Source organism: Kitasatospora sp. NPDC047058, from assembly GCF_040643935.1.
Taxonomy (GTDB): Bacteria; Actinomycetota; Actinomycetes; order Streptomycetales; family Streptomycetaceae; genus Kitasatospora.
Genome location: NZ_JBEYVJ010000240.1, coordinates 1 through 11,435 on the forward strand (window position 1 = coordinate 1; position 11,435 = coordinate 11,435).

General features: G+C 75.3%; 9 protein-coding genes and 1 tRNA gene. 9 read left to right on the top strand and 1 reads right to left on the bottom strand.

All coding sequences use genetic code 11. From position 1 onward, the window contains the following. The first annotated feature begins 46 nt into the window (after nucleotides 1–46). The 3 genes from ABZ885_RS27665 (at nucleotide 47) to ABZ885_RS27675 (ending at nucleotide 2,056) form a co-directional block, all read left to right on the top strand. Nucleotides 47–131 (top strand) — tRNA-Leu (locus tag ABZ885_RS27665). 372 nt (nucleotides 132–503) lie between these two features. Beyond that, nucleotides 504–1,841, top strand: a complete 1,338-nt coding sequence (locus tag ABZ885_RS27670) for a S8 family serine peptidase (RefSeq protein WP_360194080.1) — start codon at nucleotides 504–506, stop codon at nucleotides 1,839–1,841. Next, nucleotides 1,838–2,056 carry a hypothetical protein gene (locus ABZ885_RS27675; protein WP_360194083.1) on the top strand — a complete coding sequence of 73 codons (219 nt, stop codon included), beginning with the start codon at nucleotides 1,838–1,840 and terminating at the stop codon, nucleotides 2,054–2,056. Before ABZ885_RS27670 ends, ABZ885_RS27675 begins: the two co-directional genes overlap by 4 nt. A 107-nt stretch (nucleotides 2,057–2,163) precedes the next feature. Here ABZ885_RS27675 and ABZ885_RS27680 read toward each other — a convergent pair whose 3' ends face one another. Further along, a complete protein-coding gene (locus tag ABZ885_RS27680) occupies nucleotides 2,164–3,135 on the bottom strand; it encodes a quinone oxidoreductase (protein WP_360194086.1) in 972 nt (323 codons plus the stop codon). Between the two features lie 165 nt (nucleotides 3,136–3,300). On the opposite strand from ABZ885_RS27680, the gene ABZ885_RS27685 reads away from it, so the two are divergent. The 6 genes from ABZ885_RS27685 to ABZ885_RS27710 all read left to right on the top strand — a co-directional run. Continuing rightward, complete coding sequence (locus tag ABZ885_RS27685) at nucleotides 3,301–4,578, top strand: stearoyl-CoA 9-desaturase (protein ID WP_360194089.1); 1,278 nt, start codon at nucleotides 3,301–3,303, stop codon at nucleotides 4,576–4,578. A 103-nt stretch (nucleotides 4,579–4,681) separates the two neighbouring features. Continuing rightward, a complete protein-coding gene (locus ABZ885_RS27690; protein ID WP_360194091.1) occupies nucleotides 4,682–5,167 on the top strand; it encodes a cobalamin-dependent protein in 486 nt (161 codons plus the stop codon). A gap of 112 nt (nucleotides 5,168–5,279) precedes the next feature. Next, entirely contained in the window at nucleotides 5,280–6,716 is a 1,437-nt protein-coding gene (locus tag ABZ885_RS27695) for a methylaspartate mutase (protein ID WP_360194094.1), read from the top strand. Further along, nucleotides 6,713–8,662, top strand: coding sequence for an FAD/NAD(P)-binding protein (locus ABZ885_RS27700; RefSeq protein ID WP_360194097.1), 1,950 nt, complete (start codon nucleotides 6,713–6,715; stop codon nucleotides 8,660–8,662). The genes ABZ885_RS27695 and ABZ885_RS27700 overlap by 4 nt, the downstream gene beginning before the upstream one ends. 92 nt (nucleotides 8,663–8,754) lie before the next feature. After that, on the top strand, nucleotides 8,755–9,774 hold the full coding sequence (locus tag ABZ885_RS27705) for a methyltransferase (protein WP_360194100.1): 1,020 nt from the start codon (nucleotides 8,755–8,757) through the stop codon (nucleotides 9,772–9,774). A 130-nt stretch (nucleotides 9,775–9,904) separates the two neighbouring features. Then, nucleotides 9,905–11,435, top strand: a 1,531-nt coding sequence (locus tag ABZ885_RS27710) for an MFS transporter (RefSeq protein WP_360194103.1), incomplete at its 3' end; no start/stop codon positions are given.

Genomic DNA, 11,435 nt, shown 5'->3' on the forward strand with positions numbered 1-11,435 from the left:
GTTACATCTGTCAGCGCGGCCGTCGAGGCCGCGAGGACGACACCCCGTCCGGGTGGCGGAATGGCAGACGCGCTAGCTTGAGGTGCTAGTGCCCTTTATCGGGCGTGGGGGTTCAAGTCCCCCCTCGGACACAATGTGCGGGCCAGGAGAAATCCTGGCCCGCATTTTGCTTTTCCGGCCGGCAGTTCCCGACGGCTCCCAACGGCCGGGAATTCCCCGCCGGACCCTCGGCCGGACCGGCCTCACCGTGGCCGGCGCCCGGTGCCGGAGACGTCACGGTGCCCGGCGGTCCGCCCCTCACACGGGTGGCAGCGCGGCGTTGCGGTCCCCCCTGGCCGGTGGAACGGTGAGTCGGGGGGGCGATGCCCGCGGCCGGCTCCGCCGACGGCGACGGCACCGGGTGCCGATCCACGAACCGACGCGCCCCGCATCCACGGCGGCTGGCACTCCACGATCGGCACGCATCCACGAACCGGGGGAACCCCACAGGAAGCGGGAATTCAATGGCGAACAACCCCATGGACAGGCGCGCCCCCGGCGATCGCCCCGATCGACCCGGCGGGCCCGGCACCGGCCGCGGCGCCGAGTACACCGGCCGGTACGTGGTCCTCTTCGACCCGGGCAACCACGAGAGCGGGATCAACGCGCTGCGTGCCTCCGCCGACATCGCACCCGTCGAACGGGTCCGGGGAAGCGCCGAGCCGGCGAGCGTCACCGAGCTCCTCGAACGGCCCGACGTCTCGGTGTTCTTCGAGGACCTCGCCGCGGCCGTCGTCGAGGTGCGGCCCGAGAAGCGCCACGCGCTGGTGACCACGGCCGAGGCGGAGTCCTCGATCCTCGCCGCCGAGCCGGAGCGCCTGGTGTACGCCTCGCCGATCACCGCACCGCACCAGGCTCCGACCGACTTCTTCCCCGCCTACCGCAGCGACGGGGACGTGGTCGACCGTCAGTCCCAGGCCGAGGCCGCCACCGCCCAGGGCCCCGCCCTGGACGAGCAGAACGTGACCTGGGGCCTCCAGGCGATCCGGGCCAACCTCTCCGCCATGACCGGTCGCGGGGTGAAGATCGCCGTCCTCGACACCGGCGTGGACACCGACCACCCCGACCTGGTCGGGCGCATCGACGCGACCGTCTCCTTCGTGCCGGGCCAGAGCGTCGAGGACCTCCACGGCCACGGCACGCACTGCATCGGCACCGCCGCCGGACCGGCCAACCCCGCGCAGAAGCCCCGCTACGGGGTGGCGACCGAGGCGCGCGTCCTGGTCGCCAAGGTCCTCGACAACACCGGCCACGGCCCGGACGGCCAGATCCTGGCCGGCCTGGCCTGGGCGATCAACAACGGCGCCCGGGTGATCTCGATGTCGCTCGGCGCCGAGGTCCAGCCGGGGGAGCTCTTCCCGCAGACGTACGAGCTCGTGGCCAAGAACGCGCTCGACATGGGGGTGGTGATCGTCGCGGCGGCCGGCAACGCCAGCCTGCGGCCCGGATTCGTCGCACCCGTCGAACGGCCCGCCAACTGCCCCTCGATCCTCGCCGTCGCCTCGGTCGACAAGGCGCTTCAGACGGCCACCAGCTCCTGCGGGGCCATCAACGGCGACGGCGGCGAGGTCGACATCGCCGCGCCCGGCAAGTTCATCATCTCGGCCGCCCCGGGCGGCGGTCACGCGGTGATGTCGGGCACCAGCATGGCCACACCGCACGTCGCGGGCCTCCTCGCCATGCTCATCCAGGCGAACCCCGACGACTCGGCGGCCCAGCTCAAGGCCAGACTGCTGGCCACCGCCTTCCCGCTGTCGCAGCCCGGCCGGGACGTCGGCGCGGGTCTGGTGCAGGCACCGTGAGCGCGCCGGTCGGAGTCATCCTCGCCGTCGACCGCGCGCGGTACGCGGAGGTCCTCGCGGCCCTGCGGGGCGCCGGGCTGACGGTCACGGGCGAGCAGCCGGTCCTCGGCACGCTCTCCGGCACCGTCGTGGAGGACCGGATCGCGGCCCTGGCGGCGGTGGACGGTGTCCAGTCCGTCGACCGGGAACGCGCCAGCCGCGTCTCCCCGCCCTGAGGCGTGCCGCCACGAGGGCGGCCTCCAGTCGGCAGTACCTCCGAGGACGCCCCGGGCCCGGACCCGGGGCGTCCTCCCCGTCTCGGACCTTCAGGCGGTCCGGGGCGTCACGGGAGCAGCAGCAACTTGCCGGTGGTGCGCCGGGACTGGAGGTCGGCGTGTGCCCGGGCGGCCTGGTCCAGGGGGTACCGGCCGCCGACGGTGACCTGGATCCGGCCTTCGCGCAGCCACCGGAACACCTCGGCGGCCCGCGAGCGCAGCTCCGCGGGATCGGTGGCGTGGTCGACCAGGGTGGGCCTGGTGAGGAAGAGCGAGCCGTGGCCGGCGAGCGCCTGCGGGTCCAGCGCGGGCACCGGGCCCGAGGCCGCACCGACCAGCACGAAGGTGCCGCGCCGGCGCAGGGAGCGCAGCCCGGCCTCGAAGGTGTCGCGGCCCACGCCGTCGTAGACCACGTCGACCCCGTCGCCGCCGGTCAGCAGACGCACCTGCCCGGCCAGGTCGGACGTGCCGTCGCGGACGACGACCGCCGCCGCACCGGCCGCCTCGGCGGCGGGCACCTTGTCCGGCGTCGACACCGTGCCGATCACCCGCACCCCCTGCCCGGCGAGCAGCCGGGTCAGGTGCTGGCCGAGCCCGCCGGCCGCGGAGTGGACCAGCGCGCTCTCTCCCTCGTGCGCCGGGTAGGTCGAGGTGACGAGGTAATGCGCGGTCAGGCCCTGGAGCAGGACGGCGGCCGCATCGGTGTCGGAGACGTCGTCGGGCACGGGCACCGTAGCGTCGGCGCGGACGACCACCTGCTCGGCGTAGCTGCCGGGCCCCGCCCACCAGGCGACCCGGTCGCCCACCTGCGGGCCGTGCACGTCCGCACCCACGGCGACGACCGTGCCCGCGCCCTCGCTCCCGGGGACGAACGGTGCGGCCGCACCGGTCCGGCCCTCCCGCTCGTACACGTCCTTGAAGTTGACGCCGGCCGCCGCCAGCCGGACCACCAGCTCGCCGGGGCCGGGCTCCGGAGCCGGACGGTCCGTCGGGACGAGGGCCTCCGGCCCGCCGGGCCGTTCCACCACGACTGCACGCACGTTGCTCCTCCTTGGCACGGGTGACTGCTGCAAGCGGGCGGCGGCGCGGAACATTCCCGGCGCTCCGGCCGGGGCCGGGTGAGGGCGCCGGTCCCTGTCCGCTGGGACGGCGGGACCGGGATGGTGGGCTGCGAACGACCGCAGCGCAGAAAGGCCCTGCTCACCATGGACATCGGCACCACCGCATCGCCCGGCCCGGCGATGCGCGACACCACCACCGCACCGCGCGGCCGGGCGATGCGCGACTCCGGCACCGCGCCGCCCTTGGACCCGGCGGCGGATCCGGTCCGGGAGTCCATGCGGTGCCTGCCCGGCCCGCTCCAGCTCCCGCTGACCTTCCTGACCGGTCGGCCGCTGGCGGACCAGCGGCCGGTCCACCTGACGGCCGGCGTCCACCTCGCCACCGCCTGGCTCTCCCTGCTGCTCGGGCTCGCCGTCTCCGGCACCGGACTCGCGCTCGGCGGCGTGTTCCTGCTGCTGCTGGTGCCGGGCTGGGCGATGACCCTGCACGGCCAGCGCAACCTCCGGATGATGATCTACCACCAGTGCTCGCACCGGAACATGTTCGGGCGCCGCCGGCTCGACACGGTGACCGGCTGGTCGGTCTCGGCCCTGCTGGTCATCCAGAACTTCGAGCGGTACAGCCGGGAGCACGTCGCCGACCACCACGCCGTCCACCACATGACCCTGCGCGATCCCACCGTCCAGGCGTTCCTGATCAGCCTGGACCTGCACCCCGGGATGACGCGGTCCCGGATGTGGCGCCGGGTGCTGGTGAAGTGCGTGTCCCCGCGGTTCCACCTCGCGTTCGCGGTCTCCCGGATCCGGTCCTTCTGGCACCGTGCGGCCGGCCCGGAGAAGGCCGCCGCCTGCCTGCTGCACGGCGGGATCGCGGCCGCCGCCGTGCTGACCGGGCTCTGGCCGGCCGTCCTGGTGGCCTGGATCGTGCCGCTGGGCCCGCTCTACCAGATCAGCAACACCCTGCGGCTGTGCGTCAAGCACACCTTCCCGGCCCCCGGCACCACCGAGCGGCGCGGCAAGGAGTACTTCGCGAGCCTGACGAACGCGATCTTCATCGGCGAGGCGGCCCCGGCGCCCGGCCTCCCGGTGGTGCGGGCCGCGGCCGGCTGGCTGCGCTGGACGCTGCGGATGCTGTTCCTGCACTTCCCCTGCCGCTACCTGGTGCTGACCGGGGACACCGTCGTCCACGACTACCACCACCGGCATCCGGCCGCCCGGCAGTGGCCCGACTACCTCTTCGCCCGGCAGCGGGACCTGGCCGGCGGTCACCGCGGCTGGCCCGCGTACCACGCCGAGTGGGGCCTGGTGGCCGCCGTGAACCGGGTGTTCGACTCGCTCGCGGCCGCCGACCCCGAGGAGTTCGACGTCCACCGGATCAGGTCGGTGAGCAGGCGTGAGCTCTTCGCCGCCTTCGACGACTGACCCGGCCGGGCAGCCGGCCCCTTCCCGCCGACTCCCCCTGACTCCCCCGGCTCCCGCGGCTCCCCCGACGTCCCTGACTCCCCTCCGGAGAGGAAACCCCGCCATGACCGTGCCCGCCCCGCGAACCGACCGCGTGGTGATCCTCGGCGTCGCCGCCAGCGACAGCCACGCCGTCGCCAACCAGCTGATCGCCCACGCGCTGCGGACGGCCGGCTTCACCGTCGTCAACCTCGGCACCTGCACGCCGGTGGCCGAGTTCGCGCAGGCCTGCGCCCGCCACCCGCGGCCGCTCGCGGTCGTCATCGGCAGCCTGAACGGGCAGATCCACGCGGACCTGCACGACCTCGCCGAGGCGAAGCGGACCGGCCGGATCCCGTGCCCCGTGATCGTCGGCGGCAACCTCTCGGTCGGCAGCACCAAGGACGCGTCGGCGGTCACCCGGCTGCACGACCTCGGCGTGGACCGGGTGCTCGGCTCGGCCGCCGAACTCCTCCCGGCCCTGGACGAGCTGGTGGCGGCGGACGCCGCCGACGTCCCGGCCACCCGTGCCGCCCCCGGACCGGCCGCCGTCCGCGCACCCGCCCGGTGAAGCCCGTCCCGACGAGCCCGATCCCGACGAGACCGATCCCGACGGGCCCGATCCCGACGAGCCCGGCCGCGACCAGCCCGATTCCCACGAGCCCGACCCCCGCGAGGACACCATGAGCACCACCCCCCCTGACGCCGAGCTGCCGTCGCTGCGCGAGTCGGCCGCGTACATCGCCCGGTCCGGCAAGCCCACCGCGGCCGACGTGCTCCAGGCGGCCAGGCGCACCGGACGGGTGGCCCTCCAGCCGCGCTGCGGCGTCGGCGGCCACCGCGAGATGGCGGCCCTGCTGACCACCCTGGAGCGGCACGGCCGGCCCGACGTCCTCACCCTGACGATCGACTCGCACACCCGGCTGCGCCGCTTCGAGCACGCCGAGCGCGTGCTGCGCGCCGACCACCGGATGCTGAACGGCTACCCGATGGTCGCCCACGGCTGGCGGCGCGGCCGGGAGTTGAACGAGCTGGTGGCCGTGCCGCTGGAGATCAGGCACGGCTCCCCGGACCCGCGGGAGCTCTTCCGGGTCTCGGTGGCCGCCGGCGTCACCTCCTTCGAGGGCGGCGGGATCTCCTACAACCTGCCCTACTCCAAGGACGTCCCGCTGGCCGATTCGCTCGCCGCCTGGGCCGAGGTCGACGCGGTGTGCGGCGAGCTGGCCGCCCTGGGCACGGTCGTCGACCGGGAGCTGTTCGGCACGCTCACCGCCGTCCTGGTACCGCCGTCGATCAGCCTGGCGGTGGGGGTGCTGGAGGCGGTCTCGGCGGCGGCCCAGGGGGTGCGCTGCCTCTCGCTCTCGTACCCGCAGGGCGGCCACCTCGTCCAGGACGTCGCCGCGCTGCGGGCCATCCCCGAGCTGGCCGCGCGGTACCTGCCGGAGGGGGTGCAGGTCCACGCGGTGCTGCACGAGTTCATGGGGGTCTTCCCGCGGCGGCGGCGGCACGCCGAGGAGCTGATCCTCTACGGCGCGTTGACCGCGCGGCTGGGCGGGGCCTCCAAGCTCGTCACCAAGACCTACCAGGAGGCCTTCGGCATCCCCGACGCGGCGGCCAACGCGGCCGGGCTCCGGCTGGCCGCGCTCGCCAACTCGCCGCTGCTGGACTTCGTGTCGGTCGACCGGGCGGCGGTCGACGCCGAACGGCACTGGATCCTGCGCGAGGTCGCCGAGATCGTCGAGCCGGTGCTCTCGGCCGGGCGGCTGCCCGAGGCCATCGTCACCGCCTTCGCGGACGGGCGGCTGGACATCCCGTTCAGCGCCAGCCGGCACGCCAGGTCCGAGATCATCCCCCGCCGCGGCCGGGACGGCGCGATCCGCTACCACTCGCCCGGCCGGCTGCCGCTGTCCCCGGCCAGCACCCGGCGCAACCGGCGCATGCTCGACGGGCGCGCGGCCGGGGCGGCGGGACCGGGGCCCTCCTGGTCCGCCACGGACCCGGCAGCCCCCGGCGGCGCCGAGGACGACCTCTTCACCGCGCTGCGGCGCGACATCGACTACTTCCCCCGCCTGTTCGGCGAGCCGGCCGCGGACCGGCCGGGAAAGGAGCCTCCGCTGTGACCACCAGTCAGCCAGCCGTCCGGATCGGCATCGTCGGCGCGGGCCCGCGGGGCGTCGTCGCCCTGGAACGGCTCTGCGCCAACGCCGCCGCGGTCGCCGCCGGCGTACCCGTCGAGGTCCACCTGATCGATCCCTATCCGGCGGGCGGCGGCCGCGTCTGGCAGCGCGACCAGGACCGGTCGCTGCTCATGAACACCGTCGCCTCGGACGTCACCGTCTTCACCGACGCCACCGTCCCGTGCGAGGGCCCGGTCGTCACCGGCCCGACCCAGTACCAGTTCGCCCGGCTGGTCACCGAGGGCCGGATCGACGGCGCCGCCGGCCTCAGCGCCGCCGAGCGCGCGGAGGCGGCCGCGATGCTGCCCTGGTCGTACGGCAGCCGGGCGTTCAACGGCGCCTACCTGCGCTGGGCCCTGGACCACATCGTGCGCACCGCCCCGCCGCAGGTCACCGTCCGCTTCCACGCGACCCGGGCGGTCGCGCTGGACGACGCGGACGGCGGCACCCAGCGGCTCCGGCTGGAGGACGGGGAGGAGCCGCTGGTCTGCGACGCCGTGGTGCTGGCCCAGGGCCACTTCGACGTCGTGCCCACCGAGGGCCAGCTGCGGCTCAAGCGCTTCGCCGAGCGGCACGGGCTGGCCTACCAGGAGCCGCTCAGCCCGGCCGAGGCCGACCTCTCGGCCTTCCCGCCCGGCGAACCGGTCGTGCTGCGCGGCCTCGGACTCAGCTTCTACGACTACGCCACCCTCCTCACCCAGGGCCGCGGCGGCCGCTTCGAGCGGGACGCCGGGGGGCGGCTGCACTACCTGGCCTCCGGCAAGGAGCCGTTGCTGTACGCGGGTTCGGGCCGCGGGGTGCCGTACCTGGCCAGGGCCGAGGTGCACCTGGAGGTCGTGCCGCGCTACCAGCCGCGGTTCCTCACCGCCGAGGTGATCGCGGCCCTGCGCCGGAGCGCAGGGCGCGGCGAGCTCGACTTCAAGCGCGACCTGTGGCCCTACGTGGCGAAGGAGGTCGGATTCGTCTACTACCGCAGCCGGTTGAACCGGACCGACCCCGCGGCGTGCGAGCGCTTCCTCGCCGAGTACGACCGACTGGCCTGGGGCAGCGCGGAGTTGCGGGAGCTGATCGCCCGCTGGTTCCCGGACCCGGCCGAGCGCTGGGACTGGGCGCTGGTCGACCGGCCCTGGTCGGAGCGGCGGTTCGCCGACCGGGCCGGGTACCAGGCGTGGGTGGCCGAGCGGCTGCGCTGGGACCTCGCCGAGTCCGCGGCCGGTCCGGCCGACAGCCCCTTCAAGGCGACCGCGGCGGTCATGCGCGACCTGCGGGACGAGATCCGCCAGGTCGTCTCCCACCAGGGCCTGCGCGGCGGCTCGTACCGCGACCACGTGGACCGCTGGTTCAGCGGCCTCAACAACTACCTCGCCAGCGGGCCGCCGATCGCCCGGATCGAGGAACTGGAGGCGCTGGTCCGGGCCGACGTCGTCCGGCTGGTCGGCCCCCGGCTGAGGGTCGAGCCGGACGAGGCGTCCGGGCGGTTCCTGGTCTCCTCGCCGTCCGTCGACGAGCCGCCGCTGGCCGTCGGCGGCGTCCTGGAGGCCCACCTGGCGCTCACCGACGTCCGCCGGGCCGCCGACCCGCTGCTGCGCCACCTGCTCGACACCGGGGCGGCCCGCCCCCACGTGATCCCCGACTCCGAGGGCCCGGACTACCAGACCGGTGGCCTGGACGTCGCCGAGGCCACCTTCCGGCTGCTGGACGCCGCCGGCACCGCGCACCGCGGCCGCTACGCCTACGGGCCGCCCGTGGAGTCCGTCCAGTGGGTGACCGCGATCGGCGCCCGGCCGCACGTCGGCTCGCGCACCCTGCTGCAGGGCGACGCCATCGCCCGCGGCTGCCTGCGCACCGGCGTGGCCAACCTCCGCCGGCGCAGCCGCACGCCGGCCTGACCCCGGCCGGTCCCGACCCGGTCCCGGCCCTGACCGACCCGACTCCGAACGACCCAGACCCCGACCCCTGACCGACCCTGGAGGGAATCCCGATGACCGCCACCCCGGCCGCCGCCCGTCGGATGATGGACCTGCTGACCGGCTACTGGGCCTCCCAGGCCGTCCATGCGGCGGCCGCACTCGCCCTCGCCGACCGGCTCGCCGGCGGCCCCGCCACCAGCACCGAACTGGCCGGGCGCACCGGCACCCACGAGCCCTCGCTCGCCCGGCTGCTCCGCTTCCTGGCCGAACTCGGCGTCCTCGCCCGGGACTCCGACGGCGCGTACCGCACCACCGAGCTGGGACGGACCCTCCGCACCGAGGAGCCCGGCTCGATGCGGGACCTCGCGCTGCTCTACGGCGAGGAGTTCTACGCCGGCTGGGGCCGGCTGCTGCACACCGTCCGCACCGGCGGGAACGCCTTCGAGGACGTGCACGGCGCGGCCATGTACGCCTACTTCGGGCGGACGCCCGCGCTGACCGCCAGGTTCGACCGGGCGATGGCCGCCGGCTCGGCCTTCTTCACCGACGTGCCCGCCCTGCACGACTTCACCGGCGCCGGGACCGTGGTCGACGTCGGGGGCGGCAACGGCGCCCTGCTCGCCACCGTGCTGCGCGCCCACCCGCACCTCGACGGCGTGCTCTTCGACACCGCGCACGTGGTGGAGGCGGCGCGGCGCGAGCTGGCGGGCTCCGACCTGGCCGGCCGGATCGCCTTCGAGTCCGGCGACTACTACGACGGCGTCCCGGCCGGCGGGGACGTGTACCTGCTGTCGCGCGTCCTGCACGGCCGGGACGACGAGCGGTGCGTGCGGGTGCTGCGCCGCATCCGCGCGGCCGTGCCGGACGGCGGCGCGCTGCTGGTCGTCGAGCGGGTCCTGCCGGAGGACGGCTCGCCGTCGCTGGCGGCCTGGTTCGACGTGCACATGATGGCCGTCGCGGGCGGTGTCGAGCGGACCGCGGCCGAGTACCGCGCCCTGCTGGGCACGGCCGGCTTCACCCTGTCCGCCGTGCACGGGCTGCCGCTCGACACCGCACTGCTGGTCGCCGCGGCCGATCGGCCGGACCGTTGACCGGCCGGTCCCGGGCGGCCCGCGACGCCGCACCCCCAAGGAGTTCATTCACCGAACCTACGGTGATAGATTGGCTTGAGTTCGTTGAACAGACCCACCGACCGCCACTCCCGCCCGTCGAGGACCTGTCATGACGTCCACACCGCCGGCCCAGGTGCGCAGCCCCGGCCTGACCCTCCTCACCGCCTGCTTCGGCACCCTCCTGGTACTGATCGACTACACCTCCCCGCTCACCACGCTGACGCCCACCGCACGCGACCTCGGCATCGGGCCCACGGCGCAGACCTGGGTCCTCACCGGCACCCTGGTCGGCCTGGCCGCGCTCCTGCTCACCATGGGCAGCGCCGCCGACGACCACGGCCGGAAACGGGTGTTCGGCGCCGGGGCCGTGCTGCTGCTGCTCTCGACCGCGCTGTCCGCGGCCGCTCCCGGCTCCGCCGTCTTCCTCACCGGGCGGGTGCTCCAGGGCTGCGCCGCGGCGGCCCTGCTGGCACCCAGCCTGGGCCTGATCGGCCACGCCCACCCCGCCGGGCCCGCCCGGGTGAAGGCGCTCGGCACGTGGGGCGCCTCGGTCGGCCTGGGCATCGCGCTGGGCCCGGTCTACGCGGCGCTGCTGGAGCGGGCCGGGGGCTGGCGCACGGTCTACTGGGTGCTGGCCGCGCTCTCCGCCCTGCTCGTCCTGCTCACCGCGTACGGCCTGGACGAGTCCCGGACCGACCGGCCGCGCCGGCTCGACCCGCTCGGCGTGCTCCTCCTCGCGGCCGGGTCGTCCGGCCTGATCGCCGGCCTCGCCGAGGGCCGGCACGGCTGGGGCCGCCCGGCCGTCCTGGTCCTGCTCGGCGCCGGTGCGCTGCTGCTCGCGCTCTTCGTGGTGGTCGAGTCCCGCGTCGCCGAACCGATGCTCGACCTCTCGCTCTTCCGGAGCCCCGGCTTCATCGCCGGCACCAGCGGCGCCCTGTTCACCGGGCTGTCCATCGTCGGTCTGATGAGCTACCTGCCGGCCGTGCTCCAGCAGTCGCTCGGCGAGCCGCCCCTGACCGCCGCGCTCGTCCTGGCCGTCTGGTCCGGCCTGTCGGTGGTCTCCGCCCTGCAGGCCAGGCGGCTGGCCGGGCGGCTCTCCGCGACCACCCAGGTCGCCGGCTCGCTGCTGCTGTGCGGCATCGGCGAGGCGGCCATGTACGGGCTGCGGGCCGGCGGCTCCTGGGTGCACCTGGTACCCGGGCTGGCCGTCACCGGGATCGGCAGCGGCATCCTCAACGCGGCGCTGGCCCGGCTGGCCGTCAGCAGCGTCCCGCCCGACCGCGCCGCGATGGGCTCCGGCGCCAACAACAGCGCCCGCTACCTGGGCTCCGCGCTGGGCGTCGCCGTCATGGTGACCGTGGTGAGCCGGGCGAGCTCGTCCGAGGGCCCCTCGCACGCCATGGCCGCCGGGATCAACGACGCCTTCCTGGTGGCCGCCGCGTTCTGCGCGGCCGGGGCGGCCGTCGCGCTGTGGGCGCGCGCGGCGGAGTCCCGCGCGGCCGCGGCAATCGCTGCGGCCGGCCGCCCGGTGGCGGACGCCGGGGCTGGTCACCTTGCTCTACATCCTGGTGGCCCTGGCCGGCATCGGCGCCCAGCCGTGGGAGAAGTTCGACGGCCAGGAGGCCGGCCTCGCCCAGATC

Coding starts and splice junctions, on each gene's coding strand:
- ABZ885_RS27690 (WP_360194091.1), top strand. CDS start 4,682: ATGACCGTGCCCGCCCCGCGAACCGACCGCGTGGTGATCCTCGGCGTC.
- ABZ885_RS27685 (WP_360194089.1), top strand. CDS start 3,301: ATGGACATCGGCACCACCGCATCGCCCGGCCCGGCGATGCGCGACACC.
- ABZ885_RS27695 (WP_360194094.1), top strand. CDS start 5,280: ATGAGCACCACCCCCCCTGACGCCGAGCTGCCGTCGCTGCGCGAGTCG.
- ABZ885_RS27705 (WP_360194100.1), top strand. CDS start 8,755: ATGACCGCCACCCCGGCCGCCGCCCGTCGGATGATGGACCTGCTGACC.
- ABZ885_RS27670 (WP_360194080.1), top strand. CDS start 504: ATGGCGAACAACCCCATGGACAGGCGCGCCCCCGGCGATCGCCCCGAT.